Genomic DNA, 19,541 nt, shown 5'->3' with positions numbered 1-19,541 from the left:
AAGTCTCCTTCACAGCCACAGCCGCCCGCGCGATGCGGCACGAGAGGGGAACCTCATGGCCCACGCCCGCCGCCGCACCCGCCCGTCCCGGCATGCGCCGGGCATGGTCGCCATTGCGCTGGTAACGGCCGCGCCTGTCGCGGCGCAGCAGGCCAGCCAGCCTGACGCGGGCAGGCTGGCGGACCAGGTCCACAACCTGAAAGAGGTCACCGTGGTCGCCCCGACGCCGTTGCCCGGCTTCACCATCGAGCGCCAGGCTTTTCCCGCCAACGTCCAGACCGCCACCGATGGCGACCTGGAACGCGCGAAGTCCGTCAACCTCCCGTCCTTCCTGGCGGAGAACATGACCGGCATCGTGGTCAATGACGCGCAGGGCAATCCGTTCGCGCAGGACATCCTGTATCGCGGCTACCGGCTCTCGCCGACGCTGGGTTCGGCACAAGGGCTGTCGTTGTACCTGGACGGCGTGCGCCAGAACGCGGCCCTGGGCGACGTCATCAACTGGGCCGGCATGCCGGAGGCCGCCATCAGCACGGTAACGCTGGTGCCGGGCAGCAACCCGCTGTATGGGCTCAATACGCTGGGCGGCGCGCTTGCGCTGGTCACCAAGTCGGGCGAAACGCACCAGGGCGTGGAGGCCGACCTCAGCATCGGCAGCCATGGCCGAGCGCGGCTCGATGTCAGCACGGGCAAGTCGCTGGGCGACGGCTGGCACGCCTACTTTGCCGGCACCGGCTGGCGTGAGGATGGCTGGCGCGACAGCTCCGACAGCGATCTGGGCAACCTCTTCTTCAAGCTGGGCCGCTCGACCAGCGCCACCCAATGGAGCCTCAGCCTGCTCGGCAGCAACAGCCGGCTGTCGGGCAACGGCCTGACGCCGGACAGCATCTACCGCGCCGACCGAAGCGCCATCTACACCGCGCCCGATGTCACGCGCGCGAAATCGCTGCAGCTGACGCTCAATGGTGCGCACCAGTTCAATGCGCAGGACCAGCTGCTGCTAACGGCTTATGTGCGCCGCACGCGCTCGCGCACCAACAGCGGCGATATCCACGACGACTACGTGGACACCCTGCGCGACTGCCAGGGCACCTCCGGCGCCGCAGGCTGCGAAGCGGACGAGGCGCCCGCCAATGCCGTGCTCAACGCTTCCACCGTGAGCGAGACCAGCTATGGCGTGTCTGCGCAGTGGTCGCACGATGGCGAGACGCACCGTTTCGCACTGGGTGCCGCGCTGGACCTGAACCAGTCGCGCTACGCGCAAACGACGCAGTTGGCCAGCTTCGACGCAGCGCGCACGGCGCTTGGCGATCCCAATGCGCCAGTGGTCACCAATGCTTTGCTGGACGGCCACGACAGCACGGTGGGGCTGTACGCTACCGACACCATCCGACTGCTTCCCCAGACCTTCCTGACGCTGGCCGCCCGCTGGAACGAAGGGCGACGGCATACAGTGCTGGGCGCGCCCACGCCATCGGACGAACGCTTCACGTTCACACGGCTCAACCCGTCGGTGGGCGCATCGCACGCGCTGTTCGACAGCCTGACGATATTCGGCTCCGCTTCGCAGGGCACACGCATGCCCACGGCGATCGAGCTGGGTTGCGCGGACCCTGCAAATGCCTGCCAGCTTCCTACCGGCCTGCAGGCCGATCCCCCCCTGCGCCAGGTGGTCACGCGCACCTTGGAGCTGGGCGGACGCTGGCAGCCGGCTGACACCACTGAACTGACCCTGGCGCTATACCGCAGCAACAACACCGACGACATCATCTTTCAGCGCTCGCCGTTCAGTCCGCTGGGCTATTTCTCGAACTTCCCGAAGACCCGCAACCAGGGCCTTGAGCTGGGCTTGCGGCAGCGGCTGGGCCGGCTGACGCTGCGCGCCGGCTACAGCTACACGCAAGCGACCTACCAGGCGGACGGCCAGTTGCATACCCCCTTCGCTGCGCCGGTGGCGGTGCATCCGGGCACGCGCATGGCAGGAATCCCGCTGCACAGCTTCAAGCTCGGCGCAGACTGGCGCGCGACCGCCACCATCAGCGTGGGCGGCGACGTGATCGTATCGTCATCGCGTCCAGTCGCGGGCAACGAGGATGGCGCGCTCAGCGCGCAGGACCCCGGCCTTGCCCGCACCGCTGGCTACCTGCTGCTGAACCTGCGCGCCAGCTGGCAGTTCTCGCCGCGCTGGCAACTCTATGGGCGCATCGACAACCTGTTCGACCGCCGCTACGAGACTTACGGACAGGCGGGCTACAACCTGTTCCCGGGCGGCACGCTGCTGTTGCCCGGCGCGGCCGTACCCGTCGAGCGCTTTGTGGCACCGGGCGCGCCCCGGCTGTTCCTGGTCGGCGTGCGTTATGAATGGGGCGGGCCCTGAGCGGGCCGCCATGCATCCGGGCAACGAGGAGAACGTCATGCCTTCGCACCTTCCATCCCGTACGCGACACATGCTGGCCGCTGGCCTCCTGGCGCTGGTGTGCCCGGTCGCCGCCGACGCAGCGCAGGCCTATGTGTCGACCGAAGGCGGCGGCATCGCCGTCATCGACCTGGACCGGCTCGAAGTCATGCCCAGCCTCCCGGCCGGGGGCAAGGGGCCGCGCGGACTGGCTGTGACCACGGATGGCAAATACCTGCTGGCGGCCAACAAGGGTACGGGCGACCTGTCGGTAATTGACCTTGCCACGGGGCAGCTGGTTCGCCGCGTGCCGATCGGACAGAACCCGGAGTTCGTGCGCGTGGCCGGGAACCAGGCCTTCGTCACCTACGAACCGGGCGAGCGCTCCGGCCCGCCCGGGGCCGCGCCGCCCCCATCCGCGAAGGGTAAAAGCGATGACGACAAGCCCCTGCCGGCGGAAATCGCCGTGATCGACCTCAAGGACTGGCGCGTGAACCGTAGGATCCGCAGCGGGCTGGAAACCGAAGGTATCGAGTTCTCGCGCGACGGCAAGCTGATGCTGGTCACCAATGAAGGCGACGACACCGTCACGGTCTATGAGAACGCCAGCGGCAGGCAAGTAAAGCTGCTGCCAATGCCCGCCGGTTCGCGCCCGCGCGGCATCAAGGCAAGCCCGGACGGCAACCGCTATGTGGTGACGCTGGAATCAGCCAATGCCTTCGTCGTGCTCGACGCCACGAACTTCCGCGTGCTGCGCACCGTGCCGACGCGCACGGGTCCCTACGGGGTGGCGTTCGATCGCGCCGGTGAGCGCCTGTTCGTCGCCGCCTCGCGCGCCGACACGCTGCAGGTGTTCGATGCGCAGACCTTCGCGTCGCTGGCCGACATCGCGATAGGCAAGCGCTGCTGGCATTTCAGCTTCACGCCGGACGATGCGCGGCTGCTGGTGGCCTGCGGGCGCTCCAATGCGGTCTATGTCATCGACGCACGCACCTACGAGCCGGTGCGCCAGTTCGACGGGCTGCCGCTGAGCTGGGGCATCGTGACCTATCCCAAGAGCGTGGGTTCGATCGATTCGCCGTAAGCGCAGCGGCGCTACTTCGCCGGTGCCGCTGCGGTCTGGCTGCCCGCCAGCGCGGCGGCCACGTTCTTCGCACCAGCCTGCTCGGCAATCTCGCGCGCAGTCAGCCCGCGATCATCCTGCAACGAGGCATTTGCACCACGCGAGAGCAGCAACTGGACCACGTCACTCATGTCATAGCCGGCCGCCCACATCAGTGCCGTCAGGCCATGTGCGTAGCGCGCGTTGATATCGACGCCGGCATCGAGCAACTGCCTCACCACCGCCGTGCGGCCCTCTCCCGCTGCGTAGATCATGGCGGTCTTGCTGACGCGGTCGGTGGCGTTCAGCTCGGCATGACGCGCCAGCAGCATCGCGGTGATCTCCTGGTAGCCACCAAACGCAGCCGCCATCAGCGGCGTCACGCCTTGCACGTTCGGCAGGCTGACGTTAGCGCCGTGTTCCACCAGCACACGCGCCATGCCGGTCAGGCCGCGCTTTGATGCCGTCAGCAATGGCGTGTCGCCGATGCGGCTGCGCGAGTCCGGCGCGGCGCCCTGCTTCAGCGCGCCGAGCACCCCGGCCTCGTCCCCGGCGCGCGCCGAAGCCAGCAACCGCGCGTTCAGGCTGATGTCGTCATCGGCAAGTGCCCGAGCTGCAAGCAGGCCAAGCGCGCACACGCACACCATTGAAATCCTTCGCAGATCACGATTCATATCCGGCTCCTCCGATGACAACCGGCGCGATGCATTGCGCAAGACGGGTACCGCAACGCAAGGCAATTCCCGGTTCTTCTGCTTACCCGCCCGCTAAGTCTTGTGCGCAGGAAGCACAAATTCAAGCGGCCTTTTCATGCTGCAATGCATCGGTTCAACGATGTCCTTGCAGTGCAGAAAGCCGCGCTGCGTGTGCTTGTTGTTTTGCTTGGGTTCTTGCCTATACTGCACTTCACCTCGGGGCCGCTTCGACGCGCGGCAGGGCCTGCTTTGCCTCGCCACGATACGCATCGGCTTGTGCGTGTCGCTCACCCAAGCGGCCAGGTCGACAAGAATCGAATAAGGAGCGCCCCATGCTCTCATTCTCTCGCCTCTCCCGGCACACCCTCCCCTTGCTGTTCCTCGCCTTCCATGCATCCGCCGCGCTCGCCGCCGAGGATATCCAGGGCAGCGCGACCACGCCAGGCGCGCCTATGTCCAGTGCGCTGCGCCCGGTCACCCAGGCACAGTTGGATGCTGCAGGCACCAACGGCAACGACTGGCTGCACTCCAACGGGTCGTACGTGCAGATGCGCTACCATCCAGCGGCGCAGATCAACACGAAGAACGTCGCCAGGCTGCGCCCCGCCTTCATCTTCCAGACGGCAGTGATGGAGTCGATGGAGACTGCGCCGATCGTCGTAAACGGGGTCATGTTCCTGACGACTTCCTACAACCACGTCTATGCCATCGACGCGGTGACGGGGAAGGAGTTCTGGCACTACAAGCACAAGATGGGACCGGTCACCACGTTCTGCTGCGGGCCTAACAACCGTGGCGTGGCAATCAGCGGCGATCGCCTCTACATGGGCACGCTCGATGCCAAGCTGGTCGCGCTTGATGCCAGGACCGGCAAGCTGCTGTGGGAAACCCAGATCGCTGACCCGGAACTCGGCTACTCCGAGACCATGGCGCCGGTGGTCGTCGACGACAAGGTCCTGATCGGCACCAATGGCGGCGAATACGGCATCCGCGGCTTCGTCAAGGCGTTCAGCACGACCGACGGCAAGCTGCTGTGGACCTTCCACACCATCCCCGAGAAGGGCCATGAAGGGGTGTGGGCCACCAAGGACGCCACCGGGCGCGACATGAAGCGCGACATCGCCGCCGAGAAGAAGATGCTGGCCGACAAGGGCGGCGACTTCTACAAGACGCTTGGTGGTGGCGTGTGGATGGCCCCGGCGGTCGACCGCGCCAACAAGCTGGCGATCTTCGTGGTGGGCAATCCGTCGCCCGACCTGTACGGCGCGATCCGTCCCGGAGACAACCTGTACACCGATTCCCTGGTCGCGGTCGACCTGAACACCGGCGCCTACAAGTGGCACTCGCAATATATCGCCCATGACGTGTGGGACCTGGATGCAGCCAGTCCGCCGATCCTCGTCGACGTGCGCGATGAAAAAGGCCAGATGATCCCGGGCGTCATCCACGGCGGCAAGACCGGGCACGTCTATGTGCACGACCGCCGCGACGGCCGACTGATCCGCTTCTCGCAGGCAATGATCCCGCAGGAGAACATGTGGACCCTGCCCACCCCGCAAGGTGCGCGCATGCTGCCGGGCGCCAACGGGGGAGTGGAATGGTCGCCGATGGCGTTCAACCCCAAGATGCGGCTTGCCTATGCCGCCAACCTGCATCAGCCAATGACCTACCAGGTCGAAGATGTCCCCTATCCAGGCGGCAAGCTGTGGCTGGGCGGCGCCTTCAAGGTCATCCCGAGCGAGCAGCAGTGGGGCAAGCTCTCGGCGGTCAATATCGATAGCGGCAAGGTGGCGTGGGATTACAAGACCGAGCAGCCGCTGATCGGCGGCGTGCTGGCAACGGCCGGCGGCCTCGTCTTCACTGGCGAAGGCAACGGCCTGTTCAAGGCATTCGATGCGGCCAACGGCAAGATGCTGTGGCAGTTCCAGTGCGGGGCCGGCGTGAATTCGCCGCCAGTGTCCTATACCGTCGGCGGCAAGCAGTACATTGCCGTCGCGGCCGGCGGCAACACCCAGCTCGACTTCAAGCGTGGCAACAGCATCTTTGTCTTTGCGGTGCAATAGGTTCGCCGAAAGCGATCCCGGAATGCCGACTATCCCGCTCCGTCCGCGCCGCCGCCTTCCCGCGGCGCGGCGCGCCGCGGTGCCCGCCATGGTGACTGCACTGCTGGCACTGTTGGCCGCAAGCGGCAATACCCGTGCCGAAGCGGCCGCCGGGCAGGCCAAGGCGCAGGTCTGCGTTGCCTGCCATGGTCCGCAGGGCAATTCCACCAATCCTGCCTATCCGCATCTGGCGGGACAGACCGCGCGCTACCTCTACCTGCAGTTGCGTGACTTCAAGGAAGGACGGCGCAGCGACCCTGCCATGTCGCCAATGGCCACGCCTTTGTCAAAAGAGGACATGCAGGACCTGTCCGACTACTTTGCCGCGCAGACGCCGACAGCGTCGACCTACAAGGTCGACACAGCGCGGGTCGCCGCCGGGCGCAGAAAGTCCGAAGAAGTGCTGTGCACGATGTGCCACCTCGGAGGATTTGCCGGGCAGAACGAAATACCGCGGGTAGCCGGGCAGCAGTACGCGTATATCGTCAAGCAGCTGGAGGATTTCCGCGCCAGGCGGCGTACCAATGACGCGGGGAGCATGACCAGCGTGTCGCGCAACCTAAGTGATGACGACATCAGGAATCTCGCCAACTACATTACCGGCCTGAATTGATCTGCCAATCAGGCCCGGCCGCTACCTGTGATTCAACGCTCGCCAACCTTTTCAGGCATCGTCCCGACATAGCGCCCCCGCGGACGTATCACCTGCCCCACGCCCAACTGCTCCAGGCTGTGGGCCAGCAGTCCAATGCTGCGTGCCGTGGCAAACATCCCGAACGCGGCATCGTCCGGCAGCCCATAGTGTGTGACGAGGGCCGCCAGGGCCACGTCCATATTGGGCTGCAAGCCGGTCAGTTTGGTTGCCTTCTCGATAAAGCGCCGAATGACTTCCGGTGGGTCGAACAGGGCCAACAGGGCTGCCGCGCGAGGATCGCCATCGGGATAGAGGTGATGTCCGAAGCCTGCCAGGGGCAATCCGGTGGACAGATGGTGGGCGATCACCTGATCCTCGCCTTGCCGTTCCACTTCGTTGAACAGCGCCTTGACGCGGCCCGAGGCATCGCCATGCAAGGGCCCGGACAGCGTGGTCAGGCCGGACAGCAGGCAGGCCGGCAAGGATGCGCCAGTGGACGCCGCGATGCGCGCGGCAAAGGCCGAGCTCGTCAGTTCGTGGTCGACCAGTAGCACCATGGCGGTCCGCAGCAGCTCTGCCACCTGCAGGGATTGTTTCCACCCTTGCGCAAGACGCAGGTGCAAGGGTTGTTGCCCCGCGTGCGCACCAAAGGCATTGGCCAGTTGGCCCACCAGGCTTTGGCATTCCTGGTGCAGGACGCGTGTCATGCGCCCGTGCGTGGAGTGTCCGGTGGCGGCCAGTGTAGCCAGGCCCGTGAACGCCGCCACGCGCCCGGGCGGCTTGCCGATGCGTGTCGAGCATGAAAAGTCGACGGCTTGCTCGGCGTCCCACAGCAATTGCGCCACCTCCTCCAGGCTGGCCGAGCCGGCCAGGGTCACCGCGTCTTGTCCGCGGTAGTACAAGCGCTCGCGCACGAACGTGGAGAGAGCGGTCGGGATGCTGGGTTCCGCGCCAAACAGCGTATTGGTCGCCACGGTCTCGTGCTTGCGCCCGGCCTGCTTGCGTTTGGCGAGGGTGGCGACATCTTCGGCGCGGTAGAGGCTGCGGCGCGTGTCGGCCGGATCGGAAATGACTTCCAGCTTGCCTCGGCTGACGTAAGCGTAGATCGTCTGCGGGCGCACGCCAAGGCGGCTGCAGGCCTCGTCCATCGATATCCAGGATCCCATGATGACTTGTTGCAAGATTTTATATTGATTTTATAGATCAATATTGCCTTGTCAATCAACTATTACTTACTATGCAGTCAAGTTCAACGCGCCCTTCCTGCCACGGATATGAAGCCCCAGATCCTGCAACTCAATCCCATCCTGATCCCGGCGGTCAACGACAAGCTCGCCGCACTTTATGAGGTGCACAAGTACTTCGAGATCGCAGACCAGGCGGCCTGGCTGCGGCAACATGGTGCTGCCATCGAGGCCGTCATTACCGGCGGACACACCGGGATCTCGCGGGCGATGCTGGAACAGCTGCCCGCGCTGAAGGTGGTGGCCGTCAATGGCGTCGGCACCGACGCGGTGGACCTGGCCTACTGCCGTGGCCGTGGCCTGCCCGTCACGGCGACACTGGGGGCGCTGACCGAAGACGTGGCTGACCTGGCCATCGGCTTGCTGATCGCAGCCTGCCGCAACCTCTGCGCCGGCGACCGCTTTGTGCGCGCGGGCCAGTGGGAACTGCACCCCCAGCCCAACGCCATCCCGCTGGCCCGGCGCTTCAGTGGCATGCGCCTCGGCATCGTCGGCATGGGGCGCGTCGGCCGCGCGGTCGCGACGCGGGCGGCAGCCTTTGGCTGCCCCATCCGCTATACCGACCTGCGCCGCATGGATGACGTGCCGCATGCGTTCGTGCCGTACCTGCAGGACCTGGCGCGCGACAGCGATGCGCTGGTGCTGTGCGCGGCGGCCGACAAGGCCGAAGGCATCGTCGATGCCGCGGTGCTGGACGCGCTGGGCCCGCGCGGCTATCTCGTCAACGTGGCGCGTGGCCGGCTGGTCAACGAATCTGACCTGGCCGAGGCCGTGGCCGCCGGCCGCATCGCGGGCGCTGGACTCGACGTGTTCGTCGACGAGCCGCGCGTGCCGTTGACGCTGCGCCAGTCCGACCGCACGACGCTGCAGGCCCACCGCGCCAGCGCGACCTGGGAAACCCGTACCGCCATGGCGCACATGGTGCTCGACAGCGTCGCCCAGGCCCTGGCCGGCGAGCGTCCGACCATGAGCCTGACCACCTGAATGCACGGCCGAGTTCCGCGACCTCACACTACTTTAGGAGACCTCGCTTGACCGCTTCCCGCAAGATCGCCCTCGTCACCGGAGCCGGCAGCGGCGTTGGCCGCGTCACCGCGATTGCCTTGCTCAATGACGGCTGGACGGTGGTGCTGGCCGGCCGCCGCGCCGATCCCCTGCAATCCCTGGCAGCCGAGGCTGCCGCGCGCGGCCAGACTGCGGTGGCCGTGCCCGCCGACGTCACCGACCCCTGCAGCGTGCAAGCCTTGTTCGACACCATCGAGCGCGAGTTTGGCCGACTGGACTTGCTGTTCAACAACGCCGGCGTCAATGCCCCTGCCGTGCCGATGGACGAGCTGCCGCTCGACAAATGGTTCAGCGTCATCAACACCAACGTCACCGGCGTCTTCCTCTGCGCGCGTGCGGCCTTCGGGCTCATGCGCCGCCAGTCGCCGCAGGGCGGCCGCATCATCAACAACGGCTCGATCTCCGCGCACACTCCACGCCCCTTCACGGCGCCCTACACCGCCAGCAAGCACGCGGTCACTGGCCTGACCAAGGCGCTGGCGCTGGACGGCCGCGCCTTCAATATCGTGGCCAGCCAGATCGACATCGGCAACGCGCTGACCGAACTGTCCGAACGGATGACGCGGGGCGTGCCGCAGGCCAACGGCACGATCGCGCCAGAACCCATGATGGATGCCAGCCATGTCGCCAACGCCGTGCGGCACATGGCCTCGCTACCGCTGGATGCCAACGTGCTGACCATGACCGTCATGGCGAGCGCCATGCCGTTCGTCGGGCGCGGCTGACAGCCGCTACCGCGCCCCGGCCTCCCTGGCAATCGTGGGTGTGTCATCAGAGTCGACACAAGTTGACCCAATGCAAACGGAGACAACGATGCAATTTACCAAGCGGATCAAATTCCTGGCCGTCCCGGCCGCCTTGCTACTGGCACCCGGCCTGGCGTCGGCACAGAACTACCCGACCCGACCCGTCACCATCATCGTCCCGGCGCCGCCCGGGGGCGGCATCGACCTGATTGCCCGCGTGGTGGGAGAAAAGCTCTCAATCAAGCTTGAGCAGCCCTTTATTGTCGACAACCGTCCGGGCGCGTCCAACAACCTGGGCACCGCGATACTGGCCAACGCCAAACCCGACGGCTATACGATCGGCATCGTAGGCGGCAGCCACAACATCAACAAATTCCTCTTCAAGAACCTCGGCTGGGATCCGGAAAAGAGCTTCGAGCCCATCGTCTACACCCACGAAATCCCCCTGGTGTTCGCGGTCTACCCGAAACTCCCGGTCAAAACGATGCCGGAACTGGTCAGCTGGATGAAGGCCAATCCCGGCGAGGCCAAGGTCGCCACCTCCGGCCGCGGTAGCGCCCAGGAAATGGCCGCCGAAATGTTCCGCATGGTCAGCGGTGCGCCCATGCTGCTGGTCCCCTACAAGGGATCATCCGCCGCCCACCCCGACCTGCTGGCCGGCCGCACCGTCCTCTACATCGACTCCCTCAGCGCCATACAGGAGCAGCTCAAGGTTGGTAACGTGCGCGCCGTCGCGGTATCGACCCGAAAGCGCTCCAAGGCCCTGCCCAATGTGCCGACTGCCGAAGAACAAGGACTCAAGGGATATGACGCCAACACCAATGGGGGCTTCCTGGCGCCCGCGGGGACGCCGAAGGAGATCGTTGCCAGGCTCAACACCGAGATCAATGCGGTGTTGAAGCTGCCCGAGGTGCGCGCCAAGCTGGAAGCGGCCGGGATCGAGGCCCAGGGCGGCACGCCGCAGGCTTACGCGGCGCTGATCAAGTCTGACCTGGCGAAGTGGGGAAATGTGGTCAAGAAGGCGGGGATTCAGCCGGAATAGTACTGGCGGCTTCTCGGTCACGACCTGCAATGACAAGGCGGGCGTGGACGAGAGCGTCCAGAAGGCAAAGGACTGGATCGCTGCGAATGCCGCCGGCACCAGCGCCAGCCCGCCGGCGATTTCGGAGGGGACCGTCATCCTGCACGCAAAATAGCCGCTACCCTGGTATCGCGATTCGCGCATTGCTTCAGTCGCCCCTAGGCCGCCGCTGCACGATGGCGAGCACCACTCTACGCTTGTCAGCGCTGCAGCTCCGCCAGGATCTGTTCGGCAAGGAAGTCACAAGGCGGCCGCTTCGACTTTGCGCTGCGCGCTAGCACCAGCTCCAGCCCGGCCAACTCTGGCAGCCCCTGGGCCTGGCCAAGGATGGTGAAATGCGCCGGGACAGCACATCGCGCGAGCGGCGCCACCGCCAGTCCCGCTTCGACCATGCTGAGCAGGCCGAGCAGGCTGGGACTTTCATAGGACATGCGATAAGCGATCCTGGCCTGCTCCAGGCTGCGGATCGCAATGTCGCGGGCGACGCTGCCCGACTGGAACACGGCAATGGGCAGCGGCCGCTCGTTCCAGATCTCGTGCGCCGCCGGCGAGGCGGCCCACACCATCGGTTCCAGCCGGATGAACTCCCCGGACAGCCCCTTCACTCTCGTTGCACAGACCAAGTCGACCGATCCGTCCTTGACCATCGGCGCCAGGGCCACGCTCGGCAAGCCAATGACCTGGATCTCGACCTTGGGGTAAGTCGCGGAGAATTTCTTCAGGATCGTGGGCAGCAGGGATGAGGCATAGTCGTCCGGCATGCCGAGCACCACACGCCCGGTCACGTCGGGGCGGACCACGGCCGCCCAGGCCTCGTCACGCAAGGCCAGCATGCGGCGCGCGAAGCCCAGCAGGACTTCGCCTTCCGGGGTCAGCACTACGTTTCTCGGCTTGCGCACGAACAGTGGCTTGCCCAAAGCCCGCTCTAGCGCCTTGATCTGCATGCTGACTGCCGACTGCGACCGATGCACGAGTTCCGCCGCACGGGAAATGCTGCCCGTATCGGCAACCGCCACCATCATGGCCAGCACATCGAGGTCAAGCGCTTTCATTGGTATCAGAAAAACTGAAGCAACAGATCAATTTTACGCGTTTTTCTTAATCAATAGCCCTCGGGCATACTGGCCAGAAACGTTGACGACCTATGCCACAGCCGATCATGGACCACCCCTTGCGCGACAGCCTTGCGCGCGAACTGCATGCCCGCCCCTTCCTGCGCATTGGCGGCTCCGCCTCGCTGACGCACTTCGCCATCTATGCGGACGGCGATACCGCGGTCCACCATGCCTTGCTGGCCTCCTTGTGCCGGCTGACCGGGCTGGAAGACCCGGCCGACGGCGTGACCCACTATTCAGGACGATGGGGCGATGACAAGCAGCTGAAGTGGGAGCGGCACACCGAGTTCTCCACCTTCACGTTCGTGGCGCGGCGTGGTGACGCGGACTACTTCTCCGACCTGGCCACCTCCCATATCCCGGCCGACTGGTTCGACAGCTTCGCCGGCAAACGCCTGGTGGCGCTGCGCATGGAACTGGTCTCGGGCGAGGCCGCAGCCCATGCCCGCGACAGCGTGAGGCAATGGATCGACGGCCCCATCCTGGCGGGCAGCCACGTTCTGGGCGGCGGTGAGGTGTTCTGCGACTGGACCATCCCGCCCGACGGCTTTTCGCGCTTCCTGGTCATCGACAACGGCTTCCGCGAAGTCCAAGGCGGACGGCTGCTGCAGCGGTTGTATGAAATCGAGACCTACCGGATGATGGCGCTGCTGGCCTTGCCGGTGGCGCGTGACCTGGGCCGCAGCGTGGACAACCTGCAGCGCTCGCTCGCGCCGCTGATGCGCAGCATGGACACCAGCCAGGGCGGCCGCCACGATGCCGAGTTGCTGGAGCGGCTGACGCACCTGGCGGTCCGCATCGAGGCACTGGCGGAATCCGGCAACCGCTTCAGCGCGTCGCGCGCCTACGAGAAACTGGTGCTGGCGCGCATCCAGGAATTGCGTGAAGAGCGCATCGAAGGCATACCGACCATCGCCGAATTCATGGAGCGCCGCTTCGCGCCTGCCATGGAGACGTGCAGGTCGGTCTGGGCGCGGCACGAGCAGTTTGCCGGCCGCGTGGCGCGCGCGCTCGACCTGCTGCGCACGCGCGTCAACCTCGCGCAGGAGCAGGACACCACGCGCCTGCTCGAAGGCATGGACCAGACCGCGCGCAGCCAGCTGCGGCTGCAGCACGCGGTCGAAGGCCTGTCGGTCGCGGCCATTTCCTACTACGTGCTGTCGCTGGCGGGTACGGGGCTCAAGGCGCTGCATGCGGTGCATCTCCCGCTGGACCCGGAACTGATCAAGGGTGTCCTGATCCTGCCAGTAGTGCTGCTGGTGCTGCGTGCAACCCGGCGCAGCAAGCATGCCGGGCAAAAAGCGGCCGCGCGGCAGCCGGCTGCGAATCAGGCTGCGTAGGGTCACGTCAGGGGCAGCTAGGCGGCTGTCCCGCCCTGCTCCACGGCTGCCGCGGCTCGCCGCAGGAGACGCATCGGGCCAAGGTCCTCAATGGTTTGCATCTGCGCCGCATCCCGGACAAATAGCGAGCCGGCGAACGCCAGGGCATTGACCGATATGCCTTCCACGCACTCCCTGGTTCTCGGCACCAGCAGCAGCCCTGCGGACATGATCAGCAGGTTGTACGGCGCCGACTGGCGCAGGCCGCCCTCGACATCCACCGCCCGCACGCCAACCGCATCAAGCAGCGCGCGGTAGCGCTCGCACGCCGTGCGCGCCACCTCTTCCGCGGGCCCCGCGAACAGATCCAGCGGCGCGAACGCATGCGCGAATGCCAGGCCGGGAACGACGCAGATGGCGCCGGCGATCCGTGCTGACGCCAGCAAGGGGCCGATCGGCAGCGCCGGGCCACCCTCGGCGAGCGGCAAGGGCACAATCTGCAGATGTTTGTGGCCCTGGCTCGCTCCCGCGGCTGCCCCACCGTTGTAGAAGCCCAGGCTCGGGAATTCCGCCATGCAAGCCAGCAGCGCTTCAAAGTCCGCCACGGTCAGCAGGCATTCCTGCGCTTCGAAGCGCCGGGTGACGATGAGCAGATGATGCTCGATGACATTGAACTTGTTGAGCAAGGCCACATGGGTGTCGGAGATATCCGCAACAAACAGTTCCGGGTCATAGGGCAGGAATGGATTGCCCCCGGCACTGCTCGTCCCGCGTGCCTTGTCCTTGCGCGCCAGGCTGGACACCTGGCGGACCAGGAACCGCACGCCGCCGTCCTCAATCGCCGCCTGGGCGGTTTCGATCGGGCACAACGCCCCGCTCTGCAGGGCGTGCGCCGTCCGCTGCGTGATTGCCGGCCACAGCGTGCCGGGCTGAAGGTGTCGAGGGTGCATGATCCGCTTTCACTCCCCTTTCAGCATAGCCGTCTCACGCGCCGAAGCGGATCGGATCATACGGGCGGGCATCGACATACGGTTGCTCACCGCCCATCAGTTCGGCAAGCAGCCGGGCCGTGACGGGGCCGAGCGTGAAGCCCTGGTGGCCATGTCCAAAGTTGAACCAGAGGCCACGATGGCGCGGTGCCCTGCCGACGATCGGCCGCATGTCGGCGACACATGGCCGGGCGCCGAGCCAGGGCGTGTCTTCGACTGGCGCACCGAGGCGCACCAGCTCGCGGGCGTGGCGCTCGGCATTCTGCAGCTGGATGGGGGTCGGCGTGGCATCGTGGTGCGCGAACTCGGCCCCCGTGGTCAGGCGCAGGCCGCGCTGCATCGGCGCCAGCATATAGCCGTTCTCGACATCGAGCAGCGGCATGGACGGCATCGGCTCAGCGGCATAGTGGCGATGGTATCCCCGCTTGACGAATAGCGGGAAACGATAGCCAAGCGGTCTGGTCAGGGTCGTGGCCCACGGCCCAAGTGCAATCACGGCCTCGGCAGCTTTGACCGGGCCATCTTCCGTCTCCACGGTCCAGCCGCCTTCCGTCTGTTTCAGCGTTGCGGCATCACCGCGGCTAAAGATTCCGCCCTCCTTGCTGAACAGCGCCGCGTAGCGGCTTACCAGCTCGCCGGGATCAACGATGGTCCAGGGATCGCGCCAGTGAATGGCGCCGGCCACTGGCCCGCAATACGCTGGCTCGGTAGCGATCAGCCCGGCCTGGTCGAGAATCCGGCAATCGAGTCCGTGCCGCTGCGCGACTTCCGTCGCAGCGCGCGCCGCCTGGTCGAACGGCGCAGCGCTGCGATACGCCTGCAGCCATCCCGATCTGCGCACAAGGTCCTGTGCGCCGGCCAGCGCGATCAGCCGCTCGTGCTCAGTCAGGCAGTGCCGGATCAGGGCACTGTATGCCGTGACGGTGGCCGCGTACCGGTCAGGCGCCGATTCACGCCAGTAGCGCGCCAGCGCGGGCAGCAGGCTGGCGAGTGCCGCGGGGTGATAGTGGACATCGTTGCCCTGGCGGGTGATGACGCGAAGGACCGCCATCCACTCGCGCGGGAAGGCGTAGGGCTGCACCGCTTCGCGCTGGATGATGCCGGCGTTGCCATAGGATGTTTCCCTGCCGGGCGCCTGCCGGTCGACCAGTACGACCGCATGGCCGCGCTGGCGCAACGCCAGCGCCGTGCAGGCGCCGACCATGCCCGCACCAAGTACCAGAATGTCTTTAGAAGCCATGGCAGATGCGGATCCTGGAGGGCAGGTTTGCGGTCCGGGTCATAGGGAGTCAGGCAATGGATGCTAATGCCCTGATTCTGCAATGCCGGCGCGTCCGGGCGGAATATCCGTCGCAATCAATTATTGGAATCCATGGTTGCCGATCCGGCAATCATGGGTCGCCTATGCGCGTGATGGCATCGGCCAGATGCTGCACGAAGGCGCGCCCCGCGGGCGGGAGGTTGCGCCGGGCCAGTGTCTGGATCTCGATATAGCGCTCGTTCATTTCCCGGTCGCGTAGCGGCACCGCGACAATGGACCCTTCCTTCAACCGCCGCCGGACCGAAAGCTCCCCATAGAAAGTGACTATACCGCCACCCGCCGCAGCGAACCCGACCAGCGAGTCCAGGTGATTGCTGGAAAAAACGGTCTGGTAGCTGAGCCCCTGGCGGCTGCAACTGGTGTCCAGCAACTGCCGCAGTGAGCTGTCCTTGGGCGGCAGCGCGAGCGGATAGCCGATGACCTGCGACAGCGAGATCTGGCGCTGGCCCGCCAGCGGGTGGTCCGGCGCCATGACCGCGAGCACCGGGGCCGGGTGGCGCAGTTCCACCTCGATATCGAGTTCGGGGAGGCCGCTCAGTGTGACGCCGATATCCGCCTCGCCGTCGCGAATGCGCCTGGCAATGTCGCCTTGCGGGCACACGTCCAGGTCGAAGCGGATGCCATCGTATTTCTCCCGGAAACTGGCGGCCAGAGCCGGAAGGAAATCGTGCGCGATGCCCTCGACGCTTGCCAGGTGGACCTGCCCCACGCGCAAGCCACGCAGCGCCTGGATGTCGCCCGTGACGCGATCGATCTCCTGCTGGGCGCGCTTGGCGTGCGCCGCCAGCATCTCCCCCGCCGCATTGGGTACCAGGCCGCGCGCGCGCCGGTCGAACAGCAGTGTGTCCAGCTCGCTCTCCAGCTTGGCGATCTGCCGGCTGACCGCCGATGGCGCCACGTTCAGCTTGAGGGCGGCGTCCTTGACCGAGCCGGTGCGTACGACCTCAAGGAAGTAGCGGACGGCGGTTTCCTGCAGGATGCGATACGACATGGTCGGGGCGAAAGCGAAGCCAAGGTCAGATTCATTTTATGGATTGCCTTTTCGGCAATCAAGCTTTCGAAACATTGCGACGATGTCACGCCGGATTGATCGTACGATGAGATCACGCGGTGCCCCCACCCTGCTGCGCTGCGCGATACCTACCCTGCCGGAGCATCAACATGCGATCCCCCGCCCACCGCACCTTGTTCTTCCTCACGGCCTGCAGCGTGGCTGCCGGAACCGCGCTGGCGCCCGCCCCTGCCACTGCGCAGGGTGGCTATCCATCCAAGCCGATCCAGCTGGTCCTGCCGTTTCCGCCAGGCGGTGCCACAGACATCGTCGGCCGCACCATCGCCCGCAGACTCGGCGAGCGCCTTGGCCAGACCGTGGTGGTTGAGAACCGGCCCGGGGCCGGCACCATTGTCGCGGCGAGCTACGTGGCCAAAGCGGCACCGGACGGCTACACGCTGATGGCCACGTCCGGCACCACGTTCACGGTCAATCCGGCGGTCTATGCAAAGCTGCCCTACGACCCTCAGAAGAACTTCGAGCCCATCGGCATGATCGGGTCGACCGGCTTGATCCTTCTGGCAAACCGCGACGTGCCGGTGAACAACCTCAAGGAGTTTGTCGCCGCGGTCAAGGCAGACCCGGGCAAGTATTCCTACGGCTCATTCGGCGCCGGCACCACTGCCCACTTTGCCGGCGAAGAGCTGCTGAACCTCACCGGCACCAAACTGCTGCATGTGCCTTATAAGGGCAGCGCGCCGGCGATGACCGACCTGATGGGGGGCCAGATCCCCTTCAGCGTGGATACGGTGGCTGCGGCCATTCCACAGCTCAAGTCCGGCAAGATCAAGGCCATTGCGGTCACTACGGCGAAGCGCTCGTCGCTGCTGCCGAATGTGCCGACCGTCGCCGAAAGCGGCTATCCGGGCATGGACACCAGTACCTGGATCGCGCTGGTCGCGCCTCGCGGCCTGCCAGCGGAGGTCCGGGCCAGGCTGGAAAAGGCACTGGCAGACACCATCGCCGATCCGGCAACGCGCAGCCAGCTGGCGGAGAACGGCATCGAGCCCTTCTACGCGCCCGGCAAGCAGGTCGCGGCCATGATCGACAAGGAAATCCCGCAGATGCGTGCCATCGCGCAACGCGCCCATATCAAGCTTGACTGACAGCAAGGCCCCGGAGACACCTGTTCCATGACCACGCAAGACAGACTGACCTCGGCCTCGGCGGTCGAACTCCGACGACTGATCGGCTCCAGGGAAATCTCGCCGGTAGAACTGCTGGAGGCGTGCATCGCGCGCATCGAGACCTATAACCCGCTGATCAATGCCATCACGGCAACCTGCTTCGAGCGCGCCCGCAAGGAAGCGCGCGCCGCCGAACAGGCCATGCTGCGGGGCGAACCACTCGGGCTGCTGCACGGGCTGCCGTTAGGGGTCAAGGACCTGGAGGCCACCGAGGGCCTGCTGACCACCTATGGCTCGCCGCTGTTCCGCAACCACGTGCCGACCGACGACAACGTGCTGGTGAAACGGCTGCGGGCGGCCGGTGCCATCGTGGTGGGCAAGACCAATATTCCCGAAATGGGCGCCGGCGCGAACTCGCGCAACGCGGTCTGGGGCGCGACCGGCAATCCTTTCAACCCGAACCTCAATGCGGGCGGCTCCTCCGGCGGCTCGGCCGCGGCGCTGGCCGCGGACTTCCTGCCGGTCTGCACCGGGTCGGACACCGGTGGCTCGCTGCGCATTCCCGCGGCCAAGTGCGGCGTGGTCGGATTCCGGCCCTCGCCGGGCATCGTCCCCAACTCGCGCAAACTGCTGGGCTGGACGCCGATCTCGGTGGTCGGGCCGATGGGACGCACCGTTGCCGATACCTGCCTGCAGCTGGCGGCTTCGGCCGGGGTGTCGGTGACCGATCCCTTGAGCTACGCGGTGGACGCCGCAGCGTACCTGTCGCCGGCACCGGTGGACCTGTCGAGCTTGCGGGTCGGCTGGACCGAAGACTTCGGCAGCTGCGCGGTCGACGACGGTGTCCGCCGCGTGTTCCGCGCCAGGATCGCAGAGATGCGCCACCTGTTCCGGCAATGCGACGAGGTCCGCTTCGAGCTTGGCGATGTGCACCGCTGCTTCGATGTCCTGCGCGCCGAGAGCTTTGTCGCCGGCTTGCATGACGCCTACCAGCGCGACCCCGCCTCTCTCGGCCCCAATACCCGCGCCAACTACGAGCTCGGCGCGAAGATGTCACTGGGCGACAGCGCATGGGCGCAGGCCGAGCAGAACCGTATCCTGCAGCGCTTCCAGGGGGCCTACCAGGAATACGACCTGATCCTGTCACCAACCACGCCGGTATCGCCCTTCGCATGGACCAGGCTGTTCGCGGACACCATCAATGGCGAGAAACAGGAAAATTATTACCGCTGGCTGGCCTTGACCTATGTCGTGACACTGACTACGCACCCTGCCATTTCCCTGCCGTGCGGCACGGACGAGGCCGGCATGCCGTTCGGGCTGCAGGTGACCGGCCGCTTCCGGGGCGACCTGGAAACGCTGGGGGCGGCCCAGGCGATGGAAGCTGCGTTTGCCATGCTGCCAGCGTTGCGCCGCCCCGTTCCCGACCTCGCCGCCCTCAGGCCCGCCAACCCGTCGCTGCGCTCGATTGTCACCGCGCCGCCGGCCTCTGGCACAGTGCAGCAATCGGGCGGCGTTTCTGCGGTATAGGCAAAGGGGCTGAAGACACAGGAAT

16 protein-coding genes are annotated in these 19,541 nt (G+C 66.1%); 10 read left to right on the top strand and 6 right to left on the bottom strand.

Annotated features, from left to right (window positions below):
- Nucleotides 1-55 precede the first annotated feature (55 nt).
- Together CNE_RS08265 and CNE_RS08260 are read left to right on the top strand one after the other, a co-directional pair.
- The gene (locus CNE_RS08265; protein ID WP_013956671.1) at nucleotides 56-2,377 is read left to right on the top strand and encodes a TonB-dependent receptor; all 2,322 of its coding nucleotides are present in this window, start codon (nucleotides 56-58) and stop codon (nucleotides 2,375-2,377) included.
- A 37-nt stretch (nucleotides 2,378-2,414) separates the two neighbouring features.
- Complete coding sequence (locus CNE_RS08260) at nucleotides 2,415-3,479, top strand: YVTN family beta-propeller repeat protein (RefSeq protein WP_013956670.1); 1,065 nt, start codon at nucleotides 2,415-2,417, stop codon at nucleotides 3,477-3,479.
- A gap of 11 nt (nucleotides 3,480-3,490) precedes the next feature.
- Here CNE_RS08260 and CNE_RS08255 read toward each other — a convergent pair whose 3' ends face one another.
- Nucleotides 3,491-4,171 carry an ankyrin repeat domain-containing protein gene (locus tag CNE_RS08255; RefSeq protein ID WP_013956669.1) on the bottom strand — a complete coding sequence of 227 codons (681 nt, stop codon included), beginning with the start codon at nucleotides 4,169-4,171 and terminating at the stop codon, nucleotides 3,491-3,493.
- 353 nt (nucleotides 4,172-4,524) lie between these two features.
- Between CNE_RS08255 and CNE_RS08245 the strand changes: the two genes are divergently transcribed.
- Nucleotides 4,525-6,255, top strand: coding sequence for a pyrroloquinoline quinone-dependent dehydrogenase (locus tag CNE_RS08245; RefSeq protein WP_013956667.1), 1,731 nt, complete (start codon nucleotides 4,525-4,527; stop codon nucleotides 6,253-6,255).
- Nucleotides 6,256-6,343: 88 nt separating this feature from the next.
- A complete protein-coding gene (locus tag CNE_RS08240) occupies nucleotides 6,344-6,907 on the top strand; it encodes a c-type cytochrome (protein WP_238553081.1) in 564 nt (187 codons plus the stop codon).
- A gap of 32 nt (nucleotides 6,908-6,939) precedes the next feature.
- Here the strand turns inward: CNE_RS08240 and CNE_RS08235 are convergent, their stop codons facing one another.
- Complete coding sequence (locus tag CNE_RS08235; protein ID WP_041227904.1) at nucleotides 6,940-8,094, bottom strand: citrate/2-methylcitrate synthase; 1,155 nt, start codon at nucleotides 8,092-8,094, stop codon at nucleotides 6,940-6,942.
- Nucleotides 8,095-8,202: 108 nt separating this feature from the next.
- Between CNE_RS08235 and CNE_RS08230 the strand changes: the two genes are divergently transcribed.
- The 3 genes from CNE_RS08230 (at nucleotide 8,203) to CNE_RS08220 (ending at nucleotide 11,025) form a co-directional block, all read left to right on the top strand.
- The gene (locus CNE_RS08230; RefSeq protein ID WP_013956664.1) at nucleotides 8,203-9,156 is read left to right on the top strand and encodes a 2-hydroxyacid dehydrogenase; all 954 of its coding nucleotides are present in this window, start codon (nucleotides 8,203-8,205) and stop codon (nucleotides 9,154-9,156) included.
- A gap of 47 nt (nucleotides 9,157-9,203) precedes the next feature.
- Entirely contained in the window at nucleotides 9,204-9,962 is a 759-nt protein-coding gene (locus CNE_RS08225; RefSeq protein ID WP_013956663.1) for an SDR family oxidoreductase, read from the top strand.
- 88 nt (nucleotides 9,963-10,050) lie between these two features.
- Nucleotides 10,051-11,025 (top strand): Bug family tripartite tricarboxylate transporter substrate binding protein, encoded by a 975-nt coding sequence (locus tag CNE_RS08220; RefSeq protein ID WP_013956662.1) that lies wholly within the window; start codon nucleotides 10,051-10,053, stop codon nucleotides 11,023-11,025.
- Nucleotides 11,026-11,264: 239 nt separating this feature from the next.
- On the opposite strand, the gene CNE_RS08210 is transcribed toward CNE_RS08220, so the two are convergent.
- On the bottom strand, nucleotides 11,265-12,116 hold the full coding sequence (locus CNE_RS08210; RefSeq protein ID WP_013956661.1) for a LysR family transcriptional regulator: 852 nt from the start codon (nucleotides 12,114-12,116) through the stop codon (nucleotides 11,265-11,267).
- A gap of 107 nt (nucleotides 12,117-12,223) precedes the next feature.
- Here CNE_RS08210 and CNE_RS08205 point away from each other — a divergent pair, with 107 nt between their 5' ends.
- A complete protein-coding gene (locus CNE_RS08205; RefSeq protein ID WP_148271573.1) occupies nucleotides 12,224-13,519 on the top strand; it encodes a DUF3422 family protein in 1,296 nt (431 codons plus the stop codon).
- 17 nt (nucleotides 13,520-13,536) lie between these two features.
- Here the strand turns inward: CNE_RS08205 and CNE_RS08200 are convergent, their stop codons facing one another.
- The 3 genes from CNE_RS08200 to CNE_RS08190 form a co-directional block, all read right to left on the bottom strand.
- Nucleotides 13,537-14,448: an ATP adenylyltransferase family protein gene (locus CNE_RS08200; RefSeq protein ID WP_013956659.1), complete on the bottom strand. Its 912-nt coding sequence runs from the start codon at nucleotides 14,446-14,448 to the stop codon at nucleotides 13,537-13,539.
- A gap of 34 nt (nucleotides 14,449-14,482) precedes the next feature.
- On the bottom strand, nucleotides 14,483-15,727 hold the full coding sequence (locus tag CNE_RS08195; protein ID WP_013956658.1) for an NAD(P)/FAD-dependent oxidoreductase: 1,245 nt from the start codon (nucleotides 15,725-15,727) through the stop codon (nucleotides 14,483-14,485).
- A 151-nt stretch (nucleotides 15,728-15,878) separates the two neighbouring features.
- Nucleotides 15,879-16,799 carry a LysR substrate-binding domain-containing protein gene (locus CNE_RS08190; protein WP_013956657.1) on the bottom strand — a complete coding sequence of 307 codons (921 nt, stop codon included), beginning with the start codon at nucleotides 16,797-16,799 and terminating at the stop codon, nucleotides 15,879-15,881.
- Between the two features lie 170 nt (nucleotides 16,800-16,969).
- Here CNE_RS08190 and CNE_RS08185 point away from each other — a divergent pair, with 170 nt between their 5' ends.
- Together CNE_RS08185 and CNE_RS08180 are read left to right on the top strand one after the other, a co-directional pair.
- Nucleotides 16,970-17,965, top strand: a complete 996-nt coding sequence (locus tag CNE_RS08185; RefSeq protein WP_013956656.1) for a Bug family tripartite tricarboxylate transporter substrate binding protein — start codon at nucleotides 16,970-16,972, stop codon at nucleotides 17,963-17,965.
- A gap of 27 nt (nucleotides 17,966-17,992) precedes the next feature.
- A complete protein-coding gene (locus tag CNE_RS08180; protein ID WP_013956655.1) occupies nucleotides 17,993-19,516 on the top strand; it encodes an amidase in 1,524 nt (507 codons plus the stop codon).
- Nucleotides 19,517-19,541: the final 25 nt, after the last annotated feature.

Origin of the sequence: Cupriavidus necator N-1 (genome assembly GCF_000219215.1) — a bacterium.
Classification (GTDB): domain Bacteria; phylum Pseudomonadota; class Gammaproteobacteria; order Burkholderiales; family Burkholderiaceae; genus Cupriavidus; species Cupriavidus necator.
Note: the sequence above shows the minus strand (reverse complement) of the source record. Positions and strands in the feature narration are given on the sequence as shown.